The following is a 25290-nucleotide window of genomic DNA, read 5'->3' on the forward strand; positions in this document are numbered from 1 at the left end:
CTCAGCGCCCAGCCAGTGCGTCGACGATGTTCAGACGCATCGCGCGCATGGCAGGCAAAGCACCGACCAGCAGGCCGGCGGCGATCATCAACAGCACACCATGCAGCCAGATACCGGCATCCACCGGCGCCATGGGTATCGCACCACCCATCGCCGAATGCACGCCACCGACCACCAGCATCGCCAGCGCGAGACCCAGCACGCCGCCGAGCAGCAACAGCAGCACCGACTCGGCCAGCACCATCGCCAGCACGCTGCGGCTGGAGAAGCCGATCGTCTTCAGCACCGCCAGTTCGGAGGTGCGCTCGCGCACGGCCTGCATCATCGTGTTGCCCGACAGCAGCAGCAGGGTGAAGAACACCGCGCCCATGATCGAGGTGACGATCAGGCCGATATCGGCCAGCTGCTTCATCCAGCTGGCGGTGGCCGCGGCCTCGGTCTGCGTGCGGGTCTCGTGGTCCGAATTGGCCGAGATGGCATCGATCGCCTTGGCCACCCGATCGGCCTGGTTCACGTCGGTGACGCGCGTGACGTACCAGCCGACCTGGCCGCGGTTGTACGGCGTGGTCTCGTCGAAGTACTTCCAGTTGAGCAGGAACATCTGGTCGTAGAAACCGCCGGACTTCTTGTCCTTCGAGTGCAGGATGCCGACGATGTCGAACGTCCAGTTCTTGCTGCCTTCACGGTTGGGAAAGATCGTCGACTGCATCGGAATCTTGTCGCCCACCTTCCAGTGGAACCGCTGGGCCAGTTTCTCGCCGACCAGCGCGCCCGTTCGGGTGGTGTCGAACGCCTTGCGCTCCGCCGCGCTCACTTCCATCTCCGGGTAGAGATCGAGGTAATTCGGCTCGACCGCGAAGCTGAAGACCTGGTTGTGCGGATCCTGGTAGGCGCCGCCGAACCAGTTGGCGTAGGTGACCATCTTCACGCCGGGCACCTGCGCGATCTGCGCCTCCAGCGATTGCGGCAGGGTCTGGATGAAGGAAAGCCGGGAACCGGTCTGCAGCCGCTCGGCGCCGTTGGCGCTGTTTCCGGCCTGGTCGAAGCCGGTGCGTACCGCATCGAGCATGCCGAACAGCAGGAACGCGGCAATGATCGACACCAGCGTGAGTATTGTGCGGGTCTTGCGCCGGAACAGCGCCGCCCAGATCAGATGAAGGTATTTCATCGTTGTGTCCTCACGCCGTTGCCTGTTCGACCAGGGTGCCCTTGTCCAGATGCAGCGTGTGGCGGGCGTATTCGGCCGCCTTCGGATCATGCGTGACCATCACGATGGTCTTGCCGTGCTCGCGATTGAGCTGCTGCAACAGCCCGAGCACATCCTCCGCGGACTGGCGATCGAGATCGCCGGTCGGCTCGTCGCAGACCAGCAGCGTGGGATCGGAAACGATGGCGCGGGCAATCGCCACGCGCTGCTGCTGGCCGCCGGACAACTCGCTCGGCTTGTGGCTGGCGCGATCGGAAAGGCCGACCAGTTGCAACGCGATGGCCGCATTTTTCCTGCGTTGTGCTGCCGACAGCTTCGTCAGCAGCAGCGGCAGTTCCACGTTGCGCTGGGCCGACAGCATCGGCATCAGGTTGTAGAACTGGAAGATGAAGCCGACATTCGACGCCCGCCACTTCGCCAGTGCACCACCACCGAGCTGGTCGATGCGCTGGCCACCTACGGTGATGCTGCCGGCCGTCGGCGTATCCAGGCCACCAATCAGATTCAGCAAGGTGGTCTTGCCGGAGCCGGACGGCCCCATCAACGCCAGGAAGTCGCCCTGGGCGATCGCCAGGTTGACGTGATGCAGCACCTCGACCTTCTGCTTGCCGCGCTCGTAGGTCTTGGCGAGATTCTGGATATCGATCAGTGTGCCCATGCTGTTTCTCCGAATGCTTCATGGCGGTCGCGGCCGATGCCGCTGCTACAAAAGAATCTTTCTTACGGCGTTGCGGTTTTCATCTGGACGGCCGAACCATCATGCAGATCAGCCGATGGCGAAATCACCACGCTGTCACCCGGCTTCACCGCGGCCGGCAACAGGCGCAGTTCACCGTAGGCCTGCGTCGCCGGATTGACCGTGCGCTGACGCACCTGGCTGCCGTCGATCACGAACACCACGCTGTGGCCTTCACGCTGCACGATTGCCGTCGCCGGCACCAGCACGCCTTGCGGGAGTGGCGCGGTGGCGCTCTGCTTCTCTTCCAGGAACGATACTCGCGCGCCCATGTCGGGCACCACGCGCGCATCCTTCTTTTCAAGCGCCACGCGCACCTTGATCGTCGCCTTGCCGCGATCGGCGGTGGGCACGATGGCGACCACGTGGGCGGGAATCTTCCAGTCGGGATACGCGTCCAGCACGGCCTCGGCCGGCATGCCCGGCTTGACCCGTCCGATGTAGGCCTCGTTGACGTCGACGTCGATCTCCAGCGAATCCATGTCGACGATGGTGCCCACGCCGGTGCGGGTAAAGCCGCCGCCGGCGGACAGCGGCGAGATGATCTCGCCGACCTGGGCATCCTTGGTGGTGACCACGCCGCCGAACGGCGCGCGCACTACGGTGTAGTCGAAATTCACTTTCGCCACGTTGGCCTGGGCGTCGGCGGACTTGGCTTGTTGCAGCTGTGAGCCGAGTTGGGCGCGCAGGCTGTTGACCTGGGTCTGCGCCTGTTCGGCACTCTGTTTCGACACCAGCCCGCGGGCGACCAGCGACTGCAGTCGCGCGGCATCGTGGATGCTCTGCGCCAGCTGTGCCCGGTTCTGTGCCAGCAAGGCATGGGCCGCGTCGGCTTGCGCCTGCGCCGCCGCCAGGTTGGCCTTGTAGCCGCTGTCGTCCAGCCGCGCCAACACCTGACCCTGCTTGACGTGATCGCCCTCCTCGATCAGCACCGCAGTCAGCGTGCCGGTGATCTGCGCCGATACCGTGGCCTGCCGCCGCGCGGTGACATAACCGGTCGCCTGCAGCACTGCGCCGGCTTCGCTGCTGGAAGTCGGCGCAACGGCGGTCGCCGTCTGCACCGCCACCGCACGATGGCCAAGCAGCATCCAGCCAGCCACACCGAGCAGCGCCAGCACCACGATCACCCCTCCCGCGATCCAGGGCCAGCGGACCGGACCACCGCCGTGATCCTCGCGCTGGTGGCGCTCGATGCGCAGTTCCTTCAACAGTTCGGCGTTGTCCACTCGTGTTCCCCGCCCGGCATGCCGGCTTCTCGATAGGTGCAAGATTGACGGATCGGCCGCAGCGCGATCAGGGTTATGCATCAGCCATCGTCGATGACAAGTGTCATCCGGACCGCTTTTCTGTACCTCTCGCGGCGCCGCGCAGAGAGTAACCTTCCGCGTACCGCAGTGACCACCTCGGCTTGGATCGGGTATGGCTGTCGTCACGGCCCTGCTCGGACAACGCCCGTCTTCAGAGGAATGCCGATGTTCCAACTACCTCGTTTTGCCCTGTTCGCGATCATCGTCGGCAGCACCTTCGCGGGCCTGCCGCACAAGGCGGTCGCTGCGACTCGACCTGCCTCCTGCCAGGCGCCGGTCCACCGCCAGTTCGATTTCTGGATCGGCGACTGGGACACCTTCGACATCGGTGCATTGAACAAGCCCCCGGTGGCGCGCAATCACGTCGACGCGATCCTGGGCGGCTGCGTGTTGCGCGAGGTCTACGAACAATCCGATGGACTGGTTGGACAGAGCTTCACCATCTACGACACCGACCGCCATCTGTGGCACCAGAGCTGGGTCACCAACCGCGGCCAGCTGCTGGTGCTGGAAGGTGCGCAGGAAGGCGGGCGCATCGTGCTGAACGGCGTCGATCACGGCGACGAGGGCGCCAAGATCCGGGTCAGCTGGGAGCCGCAGGCCAACGGCGTGCACGAGATCGCCAGCAAGTCGCACGATGGCGGCCGCAGCTGGCAGCCACTGTTCGACATCCTGTTCCGCCCGCATCGGAGCTGAGCGCGGACATGCCGGGCTTTGCTACGCTTGCCGGCATGACCTATGCCATCGCACCGCCTGTCTTGCCCAGCCTGCCGATCATCGGCAGCGACCTGCGTTTCCCGATCCGCCGGGTGTTCTGCATCGGCCGCAACTACGCCGAGCATGCCCGCGAGATGGGCGCCAGCGTGGACACGGCCGCACCGATGTTCTTCTGCAAGCCGGCCGATGCTGTCGTCAGCGACGGCGCCGACGTGCCGTACCCGCAAGCTACCAGCGACCTGCACCATGAAGTGGAGATGGTGGTGGCGCTGGGCGCCGGTGGCCACGATCTCACACCGGAGCAGGGCGCCGCGCTGGTCTGGGGCTACGGCGTGGGGCTGGACCTTACCCGGCGCGATCTGCAGGCACAGGCCAAGGCCAAGGGACATCCGTGGGACGTGGCCAAGGGATTCGACCATTCCGCGCCGGTCTCCGCGTTGCGTCCGGCCAGCGAGGTGACTCTGACCGCAGACAGCGTGCTGCGACTGAGCGTCAACAGCGAGCTGCGCCAGCAGACCACGCTGGGCGAAATGGTGCACGGCGTGCCGCAGATCATTGCGGCGCTGTCCACGCTGTTCGAGCTGAAAGCCGGCGACCTGATCTTCACCGGCACGCCGGCCGGAGTGGCCGCCCTGCAGCGCGGGGACCGCTTTCACGCCGAGCTGGTCGGCGTTGCCGAACTGGATGGCCACATCGCCTGAGTTGCTGCGAGGCGCTGCGGTGGCTCCCTCTGTGCGGCCGCGCGGCCACGCGGTACAGTCATCCGGCCCAACTGAAGGAGTACCAGCAGCATGAGCATGCTCAGCGAATTCAAGGCCTTCGCGATGCGCGGCAATGTCATCGATCTGGCTGTCGGTGTCGTCATCGGTGGCGCGTTCGGCAAGATCGTCACCTCGCTGGTCGACCAGATCATCATGCCGCCGATCGGCTGGCTCACCGGCGGCATCGACTTCAGCGAACTGAAGTGGGTGCTGCGGCCGGCCGACAGCACCAATCCGGCCCACAAGATCGCGGAAGTGGCGATCCAGTACGGCGCCTTCATCAACACGCTGATCCAGTTCATCATCATCGCGTTCGCGATCTTCATGGTGATCAAGGGGATCAACCGGCTCAGCCGCAAGCAGGAAGAAGCGCCCGCCGCACCGCCGGCCGACGTGGCCCTGCTGACCGAGATTCGTGACCTGCTGAAGAACAGGCAGCCCTGATCGGACGGGAAACGGGGAACGGAAAGAGCCCAAGCCTTCCGCGCTGGCCAGCTGCGTTCCCTGTTTTCTGCCATTCGTGACTTCTGGCCTAAGCGCTCTCTCGTAGCCGCGCCATAATCGAGGCTTCCCCCGTGGAGTCTCCCGATGCGCCGTCTTCCGCTCACCCTGCTCGCTGCCAGCCTGCTACTGGCCACTGGCATCGCCAGTGCCGCCACTCCTACCACGATTCCCGCAACAGCCGTAAAGACGGCTGAACGATTGCGCGACAAGGCGATGCACGACGATACCGGCTACCGCATCGTCGAATCGCTGACCACCGAAGTCGGCCCGCGCATGGCCGGCAGCGATGCCGATCAACGCGCCCGCGACTGGGCGGTGGCGAAATTCAAGGCGCTCGGCTACGACAAGGTCTACACCGAGGCGGTGACCTACCCGCTGTGGGAGCGCCGCAGCGAGCATGCGGCCATCGTCGGTCCGTTTGCGCAGCCGCTGGTGCTGAGCGCGCTGGGCTATTCGCCGGGCACGCCGAAGGGCGGGCTTACCGCGCAGGTGGTGAAGTTCGACAGCCTGGACGCGCTCAAGGCCGCCGATCCGGCCAGTGTGAAAGGCAAGATCGTCTACATCGGCTACCGCATGCAGCGCGCGAAGGACGGCCATGACTATGGCATGGGCTCGGCCGTGCGCACGGCCGGCCCGCCGATCGCCGCCGCCAAGGGTGCGGCGGGTTATCTGCTGCGCTCCGCCGGCACCGACGCGCACGATCGCATCGCTCACACCGGGGTCACCGGCTTCCGCGATCCGGCCAAGGCGATCCCCGCCGCGGCACTGTCCAACCTCGACGCCGACCAACTCGAGCGGGTGCTGGCCTATGGCAAGCCGGTCACCCTGAAACTGGATCTGGACTGCGGCGTGGTCGGCGAATACACCGGCGCCAACGTGATCGGCGAGATCACCGGCCGCAAGCATCCCGACCAGGTGGTGGCGATCGGCGGTCACCTGGATTCATGGGATCCGGGCACCGGCGCGATCGACGACGGCGCCGGCGTGGCGATCGCGATGGCGGCTGGCAAGCTGATCCGCGACCTGCCACAGCGGCCCGACCGCACGATCCGGGTGATCGCGTTCGCCAACGAGGAGATGGGCTTGTGGGGCGGTCGCGCCTACGCCGACAAGCACGCCGGCGAGGTGGCGAAGTTTCAGCTCGGCACCGAATCGGATTTCGGCGCCGGCCCGGTCTGGCGCATGAGCGCCAGCGTCAAGCCCGAAGCGCGCAAGGCGATCGCGCAGATCGCCAAGGTGCTGGCACCGATCGGCGTGACGTATGACGCCAAGAAGCCCGGTGGCGGCGGTTCGGATCTGTCGCAGATGCACGGCAAGGGCATGGCCGCGTTGTCGCTGACCCAGGACGGCACGCATTACTTCGACTGGCACCACACCGCTAACGACACGCTGGACAAGATCGACCCGAAGGAACTGGCGCAGAACGTGGCGGTATATGCCGCGTTCTCGTACATGGCCGCCCAGGCGGACGGCGATTTCGGTTCGGCGCCCGGCGCGTTCGCAAACGATGGTGCCGGCGAGTAACGCTTTCCCACCCTCGAAATGAAGAAGGCGGCCGAATGGCCGCCTTCTTCATTTCGAGGCAGCCTCAACGCGCGTAGTACTGCCCCGATGCCACCAGTGGTTCGGGGATGCAGAACATTTTCGGCAGCACGGTGATCGCCACCGGTACCAGCACGCGCTTCTCGATGCCGCCGACACTGGCGCAACTGGTGTCCGCCGGCAGGCGGTAATGGATGATGCGCACGGTGTAGTTCGGACAGACATCCGAACACGGGAACTCGGCAACCACCGGCACGCCGCGGTAGCGGCCCAGTTCGACCGTGGTGTTCATCAGCGCCGCCTTGTCCCATGGCTTGCCGGCGTAGGTCTGCAGCGCTGCCGCGTCCATCTGTGCAGGTGCGGTGGGTGCGGTTGCAGGTGCAGTCGCGCAGGCAGTGGCGCCGATGGCCACGCCCACGACAGCCATGAGGACGCTCATGATCGATGTCAGCTTGCGCATGTCCGCTCCTTCGATGATGAAGGAGCCAGCCTAGCCGCCTCACGTTGAACACCGCAAGCTACTGCACCGGCACCGTCTTGCCGGCGCGGTCAAAACGCTGCTGCAGCTGATCCATGTAAATGTAGATCACCGGCGTCAGATACAGCGTGAGGATCTGCGAGAAGATCAGCCCGCCAACCACCGCCAGGCCGAGCGAACGGCGCACTTCCGCACCGGCACCGATGCTCAGCGCGATCGGCAATGTGCCGGCCATCGCCGCCATGCTGGTCATCATGATTGGACGGAAACGCACGCGGCAGGCTTCGAAGATCGCCTGTGCCGGCGGCATGCCTTCCTCGCGCTGACGCTCCAGCGCAAAGTCGATCAGCATGATCGCGTTCTTCTTGACGATGCCGATCAGCATCACGATGCCGACGAACGCGAACAGATCCAGCGAGGCGTGGAAGATCACCAGGGTCAGCAGCGCGCCGACCGCCGCCGCCGGCAGACCGGAAAGGATCGTCAGCGGGTGGATGAAACTCTCGTACAGGATGCCCAGCACCAGGTAGATCACGAACACCGCCAGCAACAACAACATGCCCATGCCCTGCATGGATTGCTGGAACGCCTGCGCGGTGCCCTGCACGCTGCCGCTGATCGTCGCCGGCAGGCCTGCCGTGTCCATCGCATGGTTGATGCTGGTCACCGCGTCGCTCAACGATACCCCCGGCGCCAGGTTGAACGACACCGTGACCGCCGGCAGCTGGCCCTGGTGGTTCACCGTCAGCGCCTGCGGCTCGCGGCTGAAGCTGGCCACCGCGCTCAGCGGCACCGGCGTACCGTTGCTTGAGGTGACGTACAACTGCGACAGCACCGCCGGGTCGTTCTGCAATGCGCGCTCGACCTGCAGGATCACCCAATACTGGGTCGACGAACCGTAGATGGTGGAGATCTGGTTTTCGCCGAAGCCGATGCCCAGCGCGGTCTGCACCTGCGCCATGGTGAGGCCGAGCGGTGCCAGCTTGTCCCGGTCGACCTTGACCACGATCGAGGGGCTGTTGAGATCCAGATCGTTGGTGACGTCCTCGAACCCCGGCAGCGCGGCGAACGCGCGCGTCACCCTGCCGCTCCAGTCGTACAGCGCGGGAATATCGATGGACTGCAGCGTGTATTGATATTGCGCCTTGGACTGGCGGCCACCGATCTGGATCGCCGGCGAGTTCTGGATATAGGCGCGGATGCCGGCGACCTTGGCCAGCTTCGGCCGCAGCTCCTTGATGATGCCGTCCGCGTCAAGCTTGCGTTGGCTGGTCGGTTTCAGCATCAGCAGGATCGAGCCGTTGTTGACCGTGCTGCGTGAGCCGCCTGCGCCGATGCTGGACATGTAGCCGGCGATGTTGGGATCCTTCGCCACGATGTCGACCAGCTTCTGCTGCTGCACCACCATGCCGTCGAAGGAGATATCCTCCGGCCCTTCCGTGTTGACGTGCAGCGTGCCGTTGTCGCCGGCGGGAATGAAATCCTTCGGTACCACGTAGAACAGCAGTGCGGTGGCCAGCAGGCTCAGGCCGAACGAAGCCAGCACCAGGCGCGGCCGATCCATGCACCAGCGCAGGCTGCTGGCGTAACCGCGCTGCACGGCGCCGAAGCCGCGATCGAAACCGCCAACCAGCCAATTTTTCTTCTCATGATCGTGGGCCTTGACGAAGCGGCTGCACAGCATCGGCGTCAGCGTGATCGCCACCACGCCGGAGATCAGGATCGCCACGCTGATCACCACGGCGAACTCGTGGAACAGCCGGCCGACGATGCCGCCCATGAACATCACCGGGATGAACACCGCGATCAGCGACAGCGTCATCGAGAAGATGGTGAAACCGATCTCGCCGGCGCCCTTCAAGGCCGCCTCGTACGGCGGCACGCCCGCCTCCATGTGGCGCACGATGTTTTCCAGCATCACGATCGCATCGTCGACCACGAAGCCGACCGCCAGCGTCAGCGCCAGCAGCGAGAGGTTGTCGAGACTGTAGCCGAGCGCATACATCACACCGAACGTACCCAGCATCGAGATCGGCAACGCCACCGCCGGAATCAGCGTGGCGGAAAGGTTGCCGAGGAACAGGTAGATCACGAACACCACCAGCGCGCCGGCCAGCAGCAGGGTGAACTGCACGTCGTCGACCGAGGCGCGGATCGACTGCGACCGGTCATACAGCGTTTCCAGCTTCACCGACGGCGGCAACCCGGCGCGGAAGCTCGGCAACACGGCCTTGATCCGGTCCACCGTGGCCACCGTGTTCGCTCCCGGCTGGCGCTGGATCGCCAGCACGATGGCGCGCGTGCCGCTGTACCAGCTGGCCTTCTGGTCGTCCTGCACGCTGTCGCGCGCCACGCCGATATCGCCCACGTGCACGGGCGCACCGTTGCGGTACGCCACCACCACGTCGTTGTACGCCGCCGCCCGCTGCAGCTGACCGTCACTGCGTATCGGCAACTGCTGACGCGTGCCATACAACGAACCGGTGGACTGGTTGACGTTGGCGTCGGCAATCGCGTTCTGCACCTGGTCGATGCCAATGCCGCTGGCGGCCAGCCGGTCCGGATCCACACTGATGCGCACCGCGTATTTCTGCGAGCCGTACACGCTCACCTGCGCCACGCCATCGACCATCGACAGCTGCTGCGCCAGTTCAGTCTCCGCGTATTCGTCGACCCTGGTCAACGGCAGCGTGGACGAACTCATCGCCAGGTACAGGATCGCCGCGTCAGCCGGATTGACCTTGCGGAACGTGGGCGGCGTGGTCATCTCCTTCGGCAGCTGGCGCAGCGCCGAGGAAATCGCCGACTGCACATCCTGCGCCGCCGCGTCGATGTTGCGATCCAGCTCGAAAGTCAGCGTGATCGAGGTGGAGCCGAGCGCGCTGGTCGAGCTCATCGCGCTGATCCCGGCGATGGTCGACAGCTTGCCTTCCAGCGGTGTCGCCACCGCCGATGCCATCGTCTCCGGTGACGCACCCGGCAGGCTGGCACTGATGCTGATGGTCGGGAAATCGACGTTCGGCAGTTCGTTCACCGGCAGCTGCGGATAGGCGACGATGCCGAACACCAGCAACGCCGTCATCAGCAGCGTGGTCATCACCGGGCGACGGATGCACAGCTCCGGGATATTCATCGGCTCAGCCCTGCTTGACGATGGCTGCGCTGCCGTCCACCAGCAGCATCTGGCCCTCGGTCACCACCTGCTCGCCGGGCTTCAGACCCTTGTCGATCACGGTGCGACCGGCTGTGCTCGGTCCGGTCGTCACTGGGCGCTGCTGCACCTTGCCGTTGGCGCCCAGCACGAACACGAAGCTACCATCGGTCGAGCTCTGCAGCGCATGCACCGGCACGCTCACCACATTGACGAGCCGCGTGGTCGGCAACGTCACCTGCACGAACTGGCCTGGCGTGAGGCGATGATCGGCATTGTCGAACCGCGCCTTCAGCACGATGGTGCCGGTGCTGGCGTCGACCGCGTTGTCGATGAACTCGAGCGCGCCGCTCAGCGGTGCCGCGTGATCGCCGGAGATCGTCACCTGCACGCTGAGCACACCCTGTTGCTGCGCGGCACGCACCGCGGGCAGGCTGTCTTCGGGAATATTGAACGCCACCCGCATTGGCTCGACCTGGTTGAGCACCACGATGTCGGTGCTGTCGGCGCTGATCTGCGCGCCAGGCCACACCAGCGGCGCGCCGGTGACGCCATCGAACGGGGCAACTATCTGCGCGTAATCAAGCTGCGTCTGCGCCAGCTCCTGCGCAGCCTGATCGCTCTGCAAGGCAGCCCTGGCCACCGCAAGGTTCGCCTTGTACAGGTCGTAGTCCGATTTGGAGACGAAGCCCTTGGTCAGCATGTCGGCATAACGCTGCTGATCGGCCTGTGCCTTCTGCAACTGCGCCTGGTCGCGTGCCACGCTGCCGCGCGCCTGATCAAGCTGCGCCCTCAACAGGCGCGGGTCGATCTGCGCCAGCACACTGCCCTTGCGCACCAGCGTGCCGGGTTTGAACGACAACGATTCAAGCTGGCCGGAGACTCGCGCGCGCAATGTCACCGTTGACCATGCCTCGGCCCGGCCGACCAGCTTCAGCGAAAGTTCGACGTCGCCCAGGGTGGCGCTGGCTACTTCGACCGGGACCGGTGCAGCTGCCTTGGACACCGCTGCCTCGCCGCCGGCACGGCGACCGAAGTGCAGGGCCAGAGCAACCGCCAGCAGGACGGCCACGACAAGGACGATCTTTTTCCAGGACATGCGTAGGGGATTCTCGATCGTCGCGCCGCGCCTGGCGGCAGCTGGTGGGTTCCTGCGCGGCTGGGGAACCGCCATGCCGATGACAGTGCATCAAGCTGATTACAACGCGGATACCGGAATCAGGTTGACCCGTCCACGGAGCGCTCTCGCCACTATGCCGCTAATGCCGGTCCTGATGACCACGACCAACGGCACTGGTCAGATGTGCGTGGCGCGAAACTCAGGGCGTGCCGTCGTCCTGTTCAAGCGCGAGCAGGTTGTCCTTGATCCGGCTGATCACCGCCATCGCCTGCTGCAGTTCGTCGTGATCGATGCCGCGCGTGGCGTCCTTGCGCAGGTCGCGCGCGATGATCTCCATGTCACCCACGATCACTCGCGCCTGCTCGGTGGTGTGCAACCGCCATGCACGGCGATCCTTCGGGTCTGGTCGGCGCTCGACGAACCCCGCCGCCTGCAACCGGTCGATTACCCGGCCCACCGCGATCGGTTCCATTTCCAGAAACTCGGCCAGCTCGGTTTGCCGCAAGCCTTCGCGGTGGTACAACACCTTGGTCGCGCGCCATTGCGCGCGGGTCAACCCGAATTTCACCGCGCGCCGGTCGAAGTGCTTGCGGAACAGCAAGGTCACATCGCTGAGCAGGTAGCCGAAGGAAATGTCTTCCGTTTTCGCCATGACCCGTTGCCACCTCATCGCAGCTGAATGCCTGCCCGAAGCATAAGGCGCCACTCTTCGCGAAGCCATGCCCTTGAAGATCATCGCTGCCGACATCACCACCCTGCACGTGGACGCGATCGTCAACGCGGCCAACCCAAGCCTGCTCGGTGGCGGCGGCGTGGATGGCGCCATCCATCGTGCAGCCGGGCCTGGTCTGCTGGACGCTTGCCGGGCGCTCCCCGAATCCGCACCCGACGTGCGCTGCCCGACCGGTGACGCGCGCATCACTCCCGGCTTTGCGCTACCCGCACGATACGTGATCCACACGGTGGGACCGGTCTGGCACAGCGGCATGGCAGGCGAAGCGCGGCTGCTGGCATGTTGTTATCGCAACACGCTGCGCCTGCTGCGCGAGCAGCGACTGCGCACGATCGCGTTTCCGGCGATCAGCTGCGGTGTCTACGGCTATCCCGCGGCCCAGGCGGCTGCCGTGGCTATTGCCACGCTGCGCGACGAACTTGCCGGCGATGATTCCACCGAAGTGATCCTTTGCTGTTTCAGCGATGACATGCGTGCGATTTTCCAGCACGCACTCAATGCAGCTTGAACGGATACAGCGGCGGCAGCGCCGAGGCTTCGTCACCGGCATCGGCGGCGCGCCAGACGAAACCGCGTTTGAACGCCGCCACCAGCCCCGTGCCGTCGCCGGCCATTGGCGCACCACCGTAACACCGGCGTTGCAAGGCGGCGATCGCTTCACGCTGCGCCGCATCGTCCAGCGCCGCCGCCAGCTCGCCCAGATGCTGGATCGCCGGCCGTTCCGCGCGCGCCCATTTCAACAGGCTGTGCGCCAGTGCCATCGCGTCGTTACCGCGCGCGGCGGCGAGGAAACTCAGCTGGCATTGCCGTGGGGATATGGTCGCGGTCACCTGCACCGTCGTCGACGGTACGCGTCGACGACGCCGCCACCACCACACCAGCACACTGAGCAGCCACAGGCCGACACTGCCCAGCGCGATCCAGCGCCATGGCGTGCCTGATGGCGGTGCGTTGCTGGCTGGGGCCGCGTTGCCGGTGGATGCGGTATCTGGGATGGACGTCTGGACGGCCGCAGCCCCGACAGCAGGCAGCACGGTCACGTCGTGCGCCGGAATCTGCGCCACTTCCACGCGATCGGTCAGCACGTTCCACCATTTCAGGGTGGTCGCCGGGATGGTCAGCGTGCCGGCTCGCTCGGGCACGATCGCAAAGGTCTGCTGCCGACGGCCGACCAGCCACTGCCCATCCTGGCGCGTGCCGGTAACCGGTTTGTCCGGATATGTCTTGGCGCCGTCCAGCGGCGGCAGGCTCAGTGCAGGCAGGGACTCGAACGCCAGGCCCGTCGCCTGCAGTGTCATGGTTAGATTCAAAGGTTGTCCGACGCGCACCTGATCCTGTGCACCCGGCCAGCCGTCCATGTCCAGGCTCAGTTGACGCGCCGGCAGCCACGCGCTCTTGCCCCAGTCAGCAGGTGTCGCCTGCACGTCAATCGACACGGCTGGCGCGCTGGCCGCAACCGGCGTGCTGGAACCGAAGAAGCTGTTGGGGTCGTTCGGATCGATCGCCTCGCCCTGGAAATCCGCGGCGGGAATCTCGATGCGTCCGGCGCGCTGCGGGATCAACGCATAGCGCCGCTCCAGCACGTGATAGGTCCGCCCGCCCCGCTCGGCGTCGTAGTTCAGGTCGTCACCCATCCGGCTCACTTCCACCCCATCGAGTTGGGGCGCACTCAGCGCACCGTTGCTGATGCTGGTGGCGTAGTAGAGCCGTACCACGTAACTCAGTTGCTGGCCGACGTAGCCGCGCTGCGGGTCCACCTGCGCTTCCATGAAGACGTTCTGGTTGGTGGCCGCCGCCGCAGTCGGATCCGGCGCGCTCACCTGCAACTGAAGCGGTTGCGTCAGGCCACCCGCTACGCCCAGTGGGGGAATCTGCAGTGTGCCGACATGCTTCGGACGCAGCGCCACGCCAAACGTCAGGGTCGACGTGGCCGCGCCGTTGACGACGCTGAGGCTGCTGTTCTGCGAGGTACCGAGAATGCTGAAGTCCTGGCTCAACGCGCTCAGGTCCGGCATGGCCATGCCGCCGCCCGCATTCTGCACGCGCAGGTTGAGAGTCACCGTTTCACCCAGCTGCACGCTGTTGCGGTCCAGCGTCGCCTGTACGTCGGTTGCCTGCGCCAGGGCTGGAGCCATCAGCAACAGCAGCCACCATCCGATGATCAGTCGTCGAACCGTCACGGTTGTTCATCCTCGCTCGGCGCGCCGCCGTGGCGCTGTTGATATTCCAGCTCGAACTTGCGCCGCAACAGTGCGCCCGGATCATCCGGCACCCGCTGCAGTGCATGCTGCAGATCCGCCGGCAGTTTCGCCTGCGGGTCGTCCTTCGCCAGCGCGCCAAGCTGATGCGTCTTCGGCTTGTCCGCAGAGTTGGCCAACGCCTGATCCATCTGCTGTTTCAGCGCCTGCTGCGCCTGTTCCGCCTTCGCCTTCTGCTCGGCCTGTGGCTGCGCGTTCTGTGGCGGGGACTGATCGCCGGCCTGCTGCTTGCCGGAACGATCCTGCCCTGACGGACTCTGCTCGGACTGATCCTGCGGTTTGCCATCCTGACCGGGCTGTTCGGACGGCTTGGCGCCATCCTGTGCGGACTGTTGATCCTTTGAATCCGACTTGCCGCTCTTGCCCGGATCACCGGCCGAGGATTGTCCCTGGCTGCCGTTGTGGCCCTCATGTTTCTTCTGATCGGATGGCTGCTGCCGCTGCTGGCTCAGCCAGTCTTCGACCGCCTTGCGATTGGCCTTGGCGTCGGCGTTGTTCGGATCGAGTTTCAGCGCACGATCGTAAGCCGCGATCGCCTGCTGGTACTCGCCTTGCTCGGCCAGCGTGTTGCCGAGGTTGTACGTCGCATCGCCACCAGGCGCCTGCTGCAACGCCTGCTTCGCGGCGGCATAGTCGCCCGCGCGATAGGCTGCTGCGCCACGCCAGGCCGGGTCGCGCGCCAGCTGTTGCGCCTGCTTCGCGCGGCCTTCGCGCAAGGCCTGTGCAGCCTGCTGATCGGGTCGTTGCCACAGGTCATGCCATGTCGTCGCCTGGGCCGGGGTCGGCAACAGCGGCAGCATGACCAGCGGCATCAACAGCAGCCAGCCGCGACGAAATGCCAGTGCAACGATCAACAGCAGCGGAAGCAGCAGCCACGGGCCGCGATCCTGCCATTCATCGCCCACCTGCCCGCCGGCCACCGCTGCGGGTGCAACGCGAAGTTGCGTATGCAGCGTGTCGATATCCCGGTGATCCGCTGTCATCGCCACATAGCGGCCACCGCCAGCGGAAGCGAGCGCAGCGAGTGCCGCATCATCGCGGCGGGCCAGCGCGATGCCGCCTTGTGCATCGCGCAGAAAGCCGCCCTCGGGCAGCGGCACGGGGCCGCCCTGCGGCGTGCCCACGCCCAGTACCGATATCTGCACGCCGGCGGCGTTGGCGCTGCGTGCAGCCGCGTCGGCGGGCGCATCGGCATGGTCGGTGATCAGCACCAGCGAGCCGCCGCTGGCCTTGGCATCGTGGATCAAGGCCACGCCACGTTCGATCGCCAGCGCGGCGTTGTCCCCATCGACCGGCATGGTGTCGGGCGCCAGCGCGTCAAGCAGGTCGTCGAGGCTGCCCGCATCAGAGGTCAGCGGCGCCACCACGAATGTTTCGCCGGCATAAGCGATCAGTGCATTGAGCCCGTCACGATTGCTGGCCAGGAGATCGCGCGCCTTGTAGCGCGCGCGATCGAGCCGGCTCGGCGCCACGTCGCGCGCCAGCATGTGCCGAGAGAGCGAAATCGCCACCACCTGCGCCGCGCGACTTGCGTACAACGGCTGGTTGATCCGACTCCAGCTCGGGCCAGCCAGCGCCAGCGCGCACAGCGTCCAGCCCAGCGCAAACAGCCACACCGGCAGTTGGCGATTGCCCGCACGACCGCGCAACAGGTGCGGCAACAACTGCGCATCGACCAGCCGCGACAGCTCCAGCATCGCCGCATGGCGACGCGCGCCCAGCCAGTACAGCCATGGCAACGGCGCGAGTGCGAGCAGCCACCACGGCCGCAGGAAATGAAACTGCTGCAGCATCTCGCTCATGCGGGTCGCTCCGGCGCACGGGCAAGGTGACGCGGTGCGATCACCAGCAACAGCAGCACCATCGCTGCCAGCAGCGGCCAACGGAACAACTCATGCCGCGGGCGCAGAGTCGGACCGGTTTGCGGCATCGGCTCCAGCGCATCGATCGCGCGGTAGGCATCGGCCAGTTCACCGCTGTCGGTGGCGCGAAAAAAGCGCCCGCCGGTCTGTGTGGCGATGCTTCTCAACATGTCGGCATCCAAATCCGCCGAAGGATTTACCAGCTGACTGCCGAAGAATCCCGGTATGCGCATCCGCGTGGCGCCGATGCCGATGGTGTAGATGCGCACACCGGCCGCCTTGGCTGCGCGCGCCGCCTCGCGTGGCGCGATGCTGCCGGCGTTGTTGACGCCGTCGGTGAGCAGAACCAGCACTCGTGCCTGCTCGGGCAGTGTCGCCAGGCGCTTCACCGCCACCGCAATCGCATCGCCGATCGCCGTCTCGGTTCCTGCCAGACCCACGGCCGCGCCCTGCAACTGCGCGCGCACCGCGGACAAATCGTAGGTCAACGGTGTCACCAGGAACGCCTGGCTGCCGAACAGGATCAGCCCCATTTCGTCGCCGCTGCGACGAGCGATGAAATCACCGGCAATCGCTTCCACCGCGCCGAAACGGCTGACCGACTGGCCAGCCAGCTGCATGTCGTCGGTGCGCATGCTGCCGGACAAATCCACCGCCAGCATCAGTGCACGGCCGCTGCGCTGCTGCGCTTGCGGTGGCCCGACCCATTGCGGCCGCGCCGCTGCCGCAAGCAGGCACAGCCAGGCCAATGTCAGCAACCACGGCACGATGCCGTGCGTGGCGTTGCCTCTCGCCGTGGCCAATTGCAGACCTGGCTGCGGCAGATGCAGGGCCTGCTCCGGCGCAGCCGGACGCAGCCAGCGGCGCAGCAGCCACGGCAGCGGCAAAAGCACGATGACCCAAGGCCAGGCGAACTCAGGCATCGGTGCGCACCACGGTTGTCCGCTTCCACGTCGCCGGCTTCAGGGCCCATCGCAACCACTGCCGCACGGCCGCGACGGCAGCCGCGTGGTCGAATGAAACAGGCGGACGATAGATCTGCTGATCCAGGGCCAGCAGGATATCCAGTGTGGCTGCATCGACCGGCATCCGCGCCAGAGTTTGTCGCCATGCGTCGCCGCGCTGTTTCGTGGCCAGCGCGTCATGTCGGCGCGCCACCCGACGCAGCAACTGATGCAATCCGCTCGCCAGCGCGACCGAATCGCCGTCCCGCCGACACCGCAACTCGAGTTGATCAAGTTCGAGCAACACCTGCTGCCGCTGATGCTGTGCGCGGCGATACCGCCGCCACCGCCATGTACCGACCAGCAGCGCCAGCAGCATCAATGCCGCGAGCATCCACCAGCCCGGCGCCGGCGGCCACCATGCCGGATCGCGCGGGAGGTGGATATCGCGCAGGCTGGGACCGGACGGCGGCGCGGCGGCGGGCTGGACAGCAGACTGCATCATCGGCCGGGCCTCGCGCCGCCGAACAGAGCGGTGACGGCATCGAGCGGATCGATGGCCGTATCGATACTGTTGCAGCGCAGACCCAGCGACTTCGCCAGTTCACCGAGCCGCGCCGGGCCGGCGCCCAGCGCGCTCTGGAACTCACTCCGCTGGCGCTCGGACTGCAGCAGTACTTCGCTGCGCTCGCCAGCATGTTCCAGCGGATAGCGCCCCGGCGGCGCCAGCGACAGCTCCAGTGCATCGGCCACCACCAGCACGCTGACCCCGGCGTGACGGGTCAGATCGAGCAGACGCTGACGGGCCGGCGTGTCGCAACTGAAACCATCACTGATCAGCAATACGCGACTGGCACCGTGCAGCACACGGCTGGCACGGGTCAGCGCATCGGACAGCGGCTCGACCTTGCCGGATGTGGCCTGTGCGTCCCATGCGGCCAGGGCACCGCAGACCGCGAGCGCACCGCGCGATCCTGCTTGCGGACGCAGCAGCTGCTCGGCGTGGCCGAACGCCATCACTCCGACCCGTTCGCCGGCGCGCACCGCGTACCATGCAGCTACGGCTGCCGAACGCGCCGCCTGCACCGACTTGAACCGCACCCGCGTACCGAATCGCATGCTTGCGTGGGTATCCAGCAGGATCAGCAGGCAGCCTTCGCGATCCTCCTGAAACAATTTGGTATGCAGTTTCCCGCTGCGTGCGGTGAGACGCCAGTCGAGCCGGCGCACGTCATCGCCAGCCTGATAGATGCGCGACTCGGCGTAGTCCATGCCGCGGCCGTATAGACGGCTGGACTGCTGGCCGCTGCGCGCAGCACGGCTAAGCAGAGGCGCTGCGCGCGTGCGGGCAATCCGCTCCCGCAACGCAATCAGTTCGGCCAGCGAAACCTGGCTGCAGCCATCGCCATCCGTTCGATGTGGCAGAGCGACACTCACGGCAGCGGCACGAGATCCAGCAGACGATCGATCACCCGATCCGGCCGTACGCCCTCGGCTTCTGCCTCGTAGCTGAGCAGTACCCGATGACGCAGCACTTCATGGGCGATCTCGTGCACGTCCTCGGGCAACACGTAATCGCGCCCAGCCAGCCACGCTTTCGCGCGCGAGCAGCGATCCAGCGCGATGGTGGCGCGCGGACTGCCGCCCCACGCGATCCAGCGCTTCAGCTCCGCGCCATAGCGACCGGCATCGCGGGTGGCCAGCACCAGCTGGGTCAGATACTCCTCCAGCGCCGGCGCCATGTGCACCGCCATCGCCGCATCGCGCGCGGCGAACACATCCGCCTGGCTCAACAGTGCTGGCGACGTGGCTACCGGATGCGCGCGGCGACTGGCCTGCTCACGGGCCAGCTTGAGGATGGCCAGTTCGGCCACCGCGTCCGGATATCCAATCGTCACATGCATCAGGAAGCGGTCCAGTTGGGCTTCCGGCAGGGTGAACGTGCCTTCCTGCTCGATCGGATTCTGTGTCGCCATCACCATGAACAGCTCGGGCAGCTGCCATGTACTGCGGCCCACCGTGATCTGCTGCTCGGCCATCGCCTCCAGCAGTGCCGACTGCACCTTGGCCGGCGCGCGATTGATCTCGTCGGCCAGCACGATGTTGTGGAACAGCGGACCGCGCTCGAATTCGAAACTGCCGGACTGCGGGCGAAACACATCGGTACCGGTAAGGTCCGCCGGCAACAGGTCGGGAGTGAACTGCACCCGATGGAAATCCGCCTCGATACGTGCCGCCAGCGCCTTCACCGCCGTGGTCTTCGCCAACCCGGGCGCACCCTCCACCAGCAGGTGACCGTCGGCCAGCAAGGCCACCAGCAGGCAGTCGATCAGATGGGGCTGGCCGATGATGCAGCGTTGCAGGTCGTCGCGCAGTTGCGCAAAGGAGCGCTGCAGGCTGCTCAACGATGGGGTTTCTGGCATATCCATGATCGGTTCCGTTCTCGACGTGGCGCAAGCCGCTCTCAGCCGCGCGATGACGCGCTGACGAATCAGGCAGCGTGCTACAGACCATAAACGGCGCCGGAAGTTTAATCCGGCATGTATGCCGTGCGAACTGAAAAAAAAGAGGCGGCCGAAGCCGCCTCTTTCATTGCTGCATTGAGAACCTTACTGCAACGTGTCGCTGAGGATGCGTGGCGTCACGAAGATCAGCAGCTCGGCCTTGGTGTTCACACGCGACGTATTGCGGAACAGCATGCCGATGCCGGGGATGTCGCCCAGGCCGGGCACCTTGGAGATCGTGTTGGCCTTGTTGACCTCATAGATACCGCCGAGCACCACGGTCTGTCCGTTGTCCACCAGTACCGAGGTATTGATCTCGCGGGTGTCGATGGTCGGGATCTTGCCGCTACCCGGAGCATCCACGTAACCGGCCAGCGCGTCTTTCTTGACGTTGATCATCAGGTAGACACGGTTGTCGGCGGTAATCGTCGGGGTCACCTTCAGCTCCAGCACGGCGTCCTTGAACTGCACCGTGGCGGTGCCCGTACCAGCACTGGAACCGCTGTTCTGGAACGTGACGTAGCCGATTTCCTGACCCTGGCGGATGACTGCCTCCTGCTGGTTGGCGGTAATCACACGCGGACTGGAGATCACTTCGCCCCGGCCTTCAGTCTGCGCGGCGGAGAGTTCCAGATCGATCGCGTAGTTCGCGCCGAGGATGGCCAGACCGAAGCTTCCGGTCGGAGTACTCGCCGGCAAACTCACATTGAGACCACCGCCAGCGGTGCCATTGCCCAGGTCGTGACCACCAACGGTAATGAGATTGTGGTTGCCATCGTTATTCTGGGTGTAGTGCTTGCCCGAGATGCCAAACTTGGCACCCAGTTCGCGGGTGAAGTCATCCGTGGCGACCACGATGCGCGACTCGATCAGCACCTGCTGCACCGGCTTGTCCAGCACTGCGATCAGATCACGCAGTTGCTTGATCTTTTCCGGCGTGTCGTTGAGGAGCAGGGTATTGGTTCGCTCATCGAACGAGACGCTGCCACGTGGCGAGAGGAAGCCGCGCTGGGTGTTGGCGCCGCCACCGCCACCGCCACCGCCCTGCATGCTGCCGCTGGTCAGCAGCTTGGCGATGTCCGCCGCCTTGCCATAGCTGATCGGCACGTAGTCGGTGACCAGCTCGGCGGTGTCCAGCGCCTTCAGCTTGGCATCGGCCAGGTCCTGCTCGTACTTGGCCAGTTCCGCCTGCGGGGCAACCCACACCACGTTGCCATTGCGACGCATGTCGAGACTCTTGGCGCGCAGGATCACATCCAGTGCCTGATCCCACGGCACGTTGACCAGGCGCAGCGTGACACTGCCACCGACGCTATCCGATGCAACCAGATTGAGGCCGGAGATGTCAGCAATCAGCTGCAGTGCCGAGCGCACCGGGATGTCCTGGAAATTGAAGGTGACGCGCTTGCCGTTGTAGCTCGGCTCCTTGCCCAGCTTGGCCAGCTTGTCATCCTTGGCATCGGCTTTCTTCGGCGCCACCTCCACCACGTACTGGTCCGCAGTCTGGTAAGCCGAGGTATCGACATTACCCTTGACGGCAATTTCCACGCGGGCACCACCGCCGGCACCGGAGCGGGTGACGATGGACTGTACCGGTGTGGCGAAGTCCAGTGTGTCCAGACGCTGGGCAAGGTTGGCCGGTAGGTTGGCATGATCGATGGTGACCAGCACCTTGTCACCCTGACGGGTCATCTCGGCATTCGCACCGCTGCCGCTAAAGCTGATCAACACGCGGCCTTCGCCATTCGGACCGCGGCGAAAATCGATGTTGGAGATCGCTGGGCCACTCGATGACGACGGCAATGCCTTGGTCGGGTCGATGGTGGAGGCGGTGGTCACGGACTGATCCGTGCTGCCGTTGTTGACGGTAAGCACCAGGCTGTGTCCCTCGACCCGCGTGCGATAGCTCGACTCGCGCATCAACTCGATGACCACCCGGGTACGACCGCCGGCTGCCACCGCGGACACCCCGGAAGTCGAGCCCTTGCCGATGTCCAGGTGGCGCGCGGCCGCATTGTCGGTGTCGGCAAAGTCGACCGCAATGCGTGGCGGATTGCCCGTGGTGAATATTTTTGGCTGCGGTACCGGGCCACTGCCGAAGTCCATGTGCAGCTCGACGCTGCCACCAGGCAGCGCGTCATAGCTGATGTTCTTCAGCGTGGTGGTTGCTGCCATCGCAGTGCTGGCCCAGGTGGCGCCGGCGATCAGCAGGCCCAACAACATGTAACGGCTCGCATGGCGCATGACACGGCCCCGGACGGATTGGATTTGGTTGGTCATTGCATCAGCCCCTGTCTACCTATTTCGCGTCGAGCGCGATGCTGGCCGGACGTTCCATCCAGCCACCATTACCGTTGGATACCAGCTCGACCAAGTCGATATGGTCTTCGCTGATCGCCGTGATGTGCCCGTAGTTCTGACCCATGTATTCGTTGGCATGGACGCGATGGATCACACCACCCGGATCCTTGATCAACACTTCCATGTTCGCTCCGACTCCAACCGTGCCGACCATCTTGAGGCTGTCCAGCGCGAACATCTCCAGTGGCTGCTTGGCGCGATTGGCGTCCGGCCGTGGGCCGCTGGTGGCGGCATTGGTCTGCAGCTCGGCCGTACTTGGGCTGAACGGATCGCGCCGGTCCTGATCGTCGTACTTGAACGTCTCGAACGTCTTGATCACCGGCAGCGGCTGGATCGGTGCGCCCTTCTTGGCTTTCTCCTGCGCTACCCAGCCGCGCAGGTCGGACATGCCGCGTGTGCAGCCGCCGAGTACCAGCACAGTGCCAAGCATTAGCAGGAGCCGTGCCGCATGCGTGGATTTGATGGCGAACTTGTTCATCATTTCGCACCCCCCGCCTTTTTGTTGCTTGCGGCGGCGCTCTCTTCGTCATCCAGATAGCGGTAGGTCTTCACCGTGCCCTGCAGGACGAGTTGACCACCTGAGGCACCGCCCTTGCCCGGTGCTTTCGGAGTCAACGAGACATCATGCAAGGTGAGGATCACCACCCGTGGCAGCGAGGCCACACCGCTGATGAAGGTACCGAACTGGTGATAGGTACCGCTCATACGCAGCGTGATCGGCCTCTCCGCGTAGAAATCCTTCGGGGTTTCCGGGCCGGGCTGGAACAGGTCGCTCTCCAGGCCTGCCGACTGCGCGGTCTGCGAGATATCGATCAGCAGCTCGGGCATTTCGGTCTTGCTGGGCAGCTGGCGCAGCAGCTGGCGCAGCATGTCCTGCATCTCGTCGAGCTGCTGTTGCAGCGCTTCCAGGTTGACAGACTTGGCTTGTTTGGTCGCGAACTCCTGCTTGAGTTGATCTTCCTTGCCGGCCAGCGTCTGCAGGCTGTCCTGCTGGTCGCCGACGAAGAAATACCAGCCGATCAACAGGACGAAGGCACACAGCAGCACGGTGAAGAACATCTTGACCGATTGCGGCCAGCCACCGACGTTGTTGCGGTCGAGGTTGCGGATGTCGTCGAGGAACTTCATGGCTTGGTCCCTCCCGTGGCAGCCGCGGCATCCGCCGGCTTGGGTCCAGCAGCGGCCGCCGTGGCGGCAACGGCAGGCTTGGCCGGCGTCGACGTGATCGCTTTCGCAGCCGCACCGAGCGCTACCGAGACGGCTGCAGGAGCAGCACTGGAGCTGGCCTCCGCCGGCTGCGACGGGGTTTTCCCGGGCTCAGTCTCGTCGGTCTTGGGGCGACTCAGCGTCACATCCAGGCCGAACGCATACGGCATGCGGGTGGCGTCATGGGTATTTTCGGTCTTGCGCAGATCGGCATGACCCATCCACGGCGAGCTTTCGACATTGCGCATGTATTCGGCGACGCTGGCGTTGGACTGCGCCACGCCATCGAGCGACATGGACTGGCCACTCTGTTTCAGCCCGCTAAGGCGCGCACTGGAAGGAATCGTCTTCACCAGTTCGTCGAACAGATGCACCATCTGGGAACGGTCCGCCTGCAGTTGCTCGATGATCTGCTTGCGTGCCAGCAGATGCTCACGCACCTTTTCCAGATCCTTGATCTTTGCGATGCGCACGTCGAGCTGCTTGATCTCGGTTTGCAGATACGCGTTGCGCTCGTTCTGGTTGTCGATGCGCTGGTCCATCCAGAATATCCATAACAGCAGCACGCCCAGCGCCACCACGAAGGCGGCGACGAGCTGCATGTAGAACTCGCGTTCACGCTGCTTGCGCCGCTCGGCGCGCCACGGAAGTAGATTGACATGTGCCATCAGTCGAAGCTCCTCAAGGCGAGGCCGACCGCGATCATCAGCGCGGGGGCGTCCTGTGCCAGCGACTGAGCCTGCACGCGTGGCGACAGTGACATGCGCGCCAGCGGATTGGCGACGATGCAGGACACCCCGAGTTGCTCTTCCAGCATCGGGCCAAGCCCCTCGATCGAGGCACAGCCACCGGCCAGCACCACCTGATCGACCTTGCTGTATTCACTGCCTGCAAAGAAGAACTGCAGCAATCGGCTGATCTGCTGGATCAACGATTCCTTGAACGGCTCCAGCGCCTCGGTCTCATACGATTCGGGCAAGCCGCCCTTGCGCTTGGCGCGTCCGGCTTCCTCATAGGAGAGCCCGAAGCGGCGCATGATCTCATCGGTCAGCTGCTTGCCGCCGAAGACCTGCTCGCGCGAGTAGATCGTGCGCTGGTTGCGCAGCACCGACAGCGTGGTCATGGTGGCACCGATGTCGACCACCGCCACCAGCGCGTCCCGGCCCACGTTGAGCTGGTCGGCAACCATCGCGAAGGCGTTCTCCATCGCGAACGCCTCGACGTCGATCACGCCGGCAGTGAGCCCGCCCAGATCGAGCGCAGCCACCCGCATGTCGACGTTCTCGGTACGCGAGGCGGCCAGCAGGACGTTGTTCATGTCGGGGTTGTCGCGTACCGGACCGAGTACCTCGTAGTCGAGGCTGACTTCATCGATCGGATAGGGAATGTACTGGTTGGCTTCGACCTGGATCTGACCCTCCAGATCATCGTCGGACAGGTCACTGGTCATCGGGATGATGCGGGTGATTACCGCCGACCCGGCCACCGCTGCGGACGCGTGCTTCAGCTTGGAGCCCGAGCGGGCCAGCGCTCGACGAATCGCGTCGCCCACCGCCTCGACCTCGACGATGTTCTTTTCGACCACGGCATTGGGCGGCAGCGGCTCGACCGCGTAATGCTCCACGCGATAGCGACCGCCCACTTGACTTAACTGCAGCAGCTTGACGGCAGTCGAACTGATGTCGACACCAATCAGCGCCGGCTTCTTGGGTGTAAAGAGCCCCACGGTGTTTCCCCCTTGCCGCTGACGCCCGTAGCCAGAGTCCTGGCGAGGTGCGCAGTGGCATTAAATCGAAAAATTAACGCAATGGCAACGGCCTACGGCAACTTTCTCAAGTAATTGACGTGATGCCCACCACATTTGCAGGATCCCCCTCGCTGGCGCAACCCTTGCTTTGG

23 protein-coding genes are annotated in these 25290 nt (G+C 65.1%); 5 read left to right on the forward strand and 18 right to left on the reverse strand.

The features are described 5' to 3' along the window. Nucleotide 1 precedes the first annotated feature (1 nt). The 3 genes from EAH75_RS11120 to EAH75_RS11130 form a co-directional block, all read right to left on the reverse strand. A complete protein-coding gene (locus EAH75_RS11120; protein ID WP_140805468.1) occupies nucleotides 2-1168 on the reverse strand; it encodes an ABC transporter permease in 1167 nt (388 codons plus the stop codon). Nucleotides 1169-1178: 10 nt separating this feature from the next. After that, nucleotides 1179-1865: an ABC transporter ATP-binding protein gene (locus EAH75_RS11125; RefSeq protein WP_140649342.1), complete on the reverse strand. Its 687-nt coding sequence runs from the start codon at nucleotides 1863-1865 to the stop codon at nucleotides 1179-1181. Between the two features lie 62 nt (nucleotides 1866-1927). Next, nucleotides 1928-3169 (reverse strand): efflux RND transporter periplasmic adaptor subunit, encoded by a 1242-nt coding sequence (locus EAH75_RS11130; protein WP_240046139.1) that lies wholly within the window; start codon nucleotides 3167-3169, stop codon nucleotides 1928-1930. 246 nt (nucleotides 3170-3415) lie between these two features. Here EAH75_RS11130 and EAH75_RS11135 point away from each other — a divergent pair, with 246 nt between their 5' ends. From EAH75_RS11135 to EAH75_RS11150, 4 genes are all read left to right on the forward strand, one after another. Then, nucleotides 3416-3946 (forward strand): hypothetical protein, encoded by a 531-nt coding sequence (locus tag EAH75_RS11135; protein ID WP_140649338.1) that lies wholly within the window; start codon nucleotides 3416-3418, stop codon nucleotides 3944-3946. A gap of 35 nt (nucleotides 3947-3981) precedes the next feature. Continuing rightward, complete coding sequence (locus EAH75_RS11140) at nucleotides 3982-4668, forward strand: fumarylacetoacetate hydrolase family protein (protein ID WP_140649682.1); 687 nt, start codon at nucleotides 3982-3984, stop codon at nucleotides 4666-4668. A gap of 90 nt (nucleotides 4669-4758) precedes the next feature. Continuing rightward, nucleotides 4759-5172 (forward strand): large-conductance mechanosensitive channel protein MscL, encoded by a 414-nt coding sequence (mscL, locus tag EAH75_RS11145; protein ID WP_140649336.1) that lies wholly within the window; start codon nucleotides 4759-4761, stop codon nucleotides 5170-5172. Nucleotides 5173-5316: 144 nt separating this feature from the next. Further along, the gene (locus tag EAH75_RS11150; protein WP_140649334.1) at nucleotides 5317-6756 is read left to right on the forward strand and encodes a M20/M25/M40 family metallo-hydrolase; all 1440 of its coding nucleotides are present in this window, start codon (nucleotides 5317-5319) and stop codon (nucleotides 6754-6756) included. 64 nt (nucleotides 6757-6820) lie between these two features. Here the strand turns inward: EAH75_RS11150 and EAH75_RS11155 are convergent, their stop codons facing one another. From EAH75_RS11155 to EAH75_RS11170, 4 genes are all read right to left on the reverse strand, one after another. Beyond that, complete coding sequence (locus EAH75_RS11155) at nucleotides 6821-7234, reverse strand: hypothetical protein (protein WP_140649332.1); 414 nt, start codon at nucleotides 7232-7234, stop codon at nucleotides 6821-6823. Nucleotides 7235-7292: 58 nt separating this feature from the next. Further along, the gene (locus tag EAH75_RS11160) at nucleotides 7293-10385 is read right to left on the reverse strand and encodes an efflux RND transporter permease subunit (protein ID WP_140805470.1); all 3093 of its coding nucleotides are present in this window, start codon (nucleotides 10383-10385) and stop codon (nucleotides 7293-7295) included. 4 nt (nucleotides 10386-10389) lie between these two features. After that, entirely contained in the window at nucleotides 10390-11502 is a 1113-nt protein-coding gene (locus EAH75_RS11165; protein ID WP_140649328.1) for an efflux RND transporter periplasmic adaptor subunit, read from the reverse strand. 220 nt (nucleotides 11503-11722) lie between these two features. Next, the gene (locus EAH75_RS11170; protein ID WP_140649326.1) at nucleotides 11723-12175 is read right to left on the reverse strand and encodes a MarR family winged helix-turn-helix transcriptional regulator; all 453 of its coding nucleotides are present in this window, start codon (nucleotides 12173-12175) and stop codon (nucleotides 11723-11725) included. A gap of 67 nt (nucleotides 12176-12242) precedes the next feature. Here EAH75_RS11170 and EAH75_RS11175 point away from each other — a divergent pair, with 67 nt between their 5' ends. Continuing rightward, nucleotides 12243-12764 carry an O-acetyl-ADP-ribose deacetylase gene (locus tag EAH75_RS11175; protein ID WP_140649323.1) on the forward strand — a complete coding sequence of 174 codons (522 nt, stop codon included), beginning with the start codon at nucleotides 12243-12245 and terminating at the stop codon, nucleotides 12762-12764. Here EAH75_RS11175 and EAH75_RS11180 read toward each other — a convergent pair. From EAH75_RS11180 to EAH75_RS11230, 11 genes are all read right to left on the reverse strand, one after another. Beyond that, complete coding sequence (locus tag EAH75_RS11180) at nucleotides 12751-14436, reverse strand: BatD family protein (protein ID WP_343182732.1); 1686 nt, start codon at nucleotides 14434-14436, stop codon at nucleotides 12751-12753. The two genes, EAH75_RS11175 and EAH75_RS11180, sit on opposite strands and share 14 nt — an antisense overlap. Further along, nucleotides 14433-16316 carry a tetratricopeptide repeat protein gene (locus EAH75_RS11185; RefSeq protein WP_140805472.1) on the reverse strand — a complete coding sequence of 628 codons (1884 nt, stop codon included), beginning with the start codon at nucleotides 16314-16316 and terminating at the stop codon, nucleotides 14433-14435. The genes EAH75_RS11180 and EAH75_RS11185 overlap by 4 nt, the downstream gene beginning before the upstream one ends. Beyond that, on the reverse strand, nucleotides 16313-17299 hold the full coding sequence (locus EAH75_RS11190; protein ID WP_140649319.1) for a VWA domain-containing protein: 987 nt from the start codon (nucleotides 17297-17299) through the stop codon (nucleotides 16313-16315). The genes EAH75_RS11185 and EAH75_RS11190 overlap by 4 nt, the downstream gene beginning before the upstream one ends. Then, complete coding sequence (locus tag EAH75_RS11195) at nucleotides 17292-17825, reverse strand: DUF4381 domain-containing protein (protein ID WP_140649317.1); 534 nt, start codon at nucleotides 17823-17825, stop codon at nucleotides 17292-17294. The genes EAH75_RS11190 and EAH75_RS11195 overlap by 8 nt, the downstream gene beginning before the upstream one ends. Beyond that, nucleotides 17822-18757, reverse strand: coding sequence for a DUF58 domain-containing protein (locus EAH75_RS11200; RefSeq protein ID WP_140649314.1), 936 nt, complete (start codon nucleotides 18755-18757; stop codon nucleotides 17822-17824). The genes EAH75_RS11195 and EAH75_RS11200 overlap by 4 nt, the downstream gene beginning before the upstream one ends. Next, nucleotides 18754-19749: an AAA family ATPase gene (locus EAH75_RS11205; protein ID WP_140649312.1), complete on the reverse strand. Its 996-nt coding sequence runs from the start codon at nucleotides 19747-19749 to the stop codon at nucleotides 18754-18756. Before EAH75_RS11205 ends, EAH75_RS11200 begins: the two co-directional genes overlap by 4 nt. A 180-nt stretch (nucleotides 19750-19929) precedes the next feature. Next, a complete protein-coding gene (gene pilQ / locus EAH75_RS11210) occupies nucleotides 19930-22047 on the reverse strand; it encodes a type IV pilus secretin PilQ (protein WP_241668933.1) in 2118 nt (705 codons plus the stop codon). A 76-nt stretch (nucleotides 22048-22123) separates the two neighbouring features. Then, nucleotides 22124-22663 (reverse strand): pilus assembly protein PilP, encoded by a 540-nt coding sequence (locus EAH75_RS11215; RefSeq protein ID WP_140649307.1) that lies wholly within the window; start codon nucleotides 22661-22663, stop codon nucleotides 22124-22126. Then, nucleotides 22663-23313, reverse strand: coding sequence for a type 4a pilus biogenesis protein PilO (locus EAH75_RS11220; RefSeq protein ID WP_140649304.1), 651 nt, complete (start codon nucleotides 23311-23313; stop codon nucleotides 22663-22665). The genes EAH75_RS11215 and EAH75_RS11220 overlap by 1 nt, the downstream gene beginning before the upstream one ends. Continuing rightward, nucleotides 23310-24059 carry a PilN domain-containing protein gene (locus tag EAH75_RS11225; RefSeq protein ID WP_140805474.1) on the reverse strand — a complete coding sequence of 250 codons (750 nt, stop codon included), beginning with the start codon at nucleotides 24057-24059 and terminating at the stop codon, nucleotides 23310-23312. Before EAH75_RS11225 ends, EAH75_RS11220 begins: the two co-directional genes overlap by 4 nt. Next, complete coding sequence (locus EAH75_RS11230; protein WP_140649300.1) at nucleotides 24059-25117, reverse strand: pilus assembly protein PilM; 1059 nt, start codon at nucleotides 25115-25117, stop codon at nucleotides 24059-24061. The genes EAH75_RS11225 and EAH75_RS11230 overlap by 1 nt, the downstream gene beginning before the upstream one ends. Nucleotides 25118-25290 lie beyond the last annotated feature (173 nt).

This window comes from Rhodanobacter glycinis, assembly GCF_006438785.1.
GTDB lineage: Bacteria > Pseudomonadota > Gammaproteobacteria > Xanthomonadales > Rhodanobacteraceae > Rhodanobacter > Rhodanobacter glycinis_A.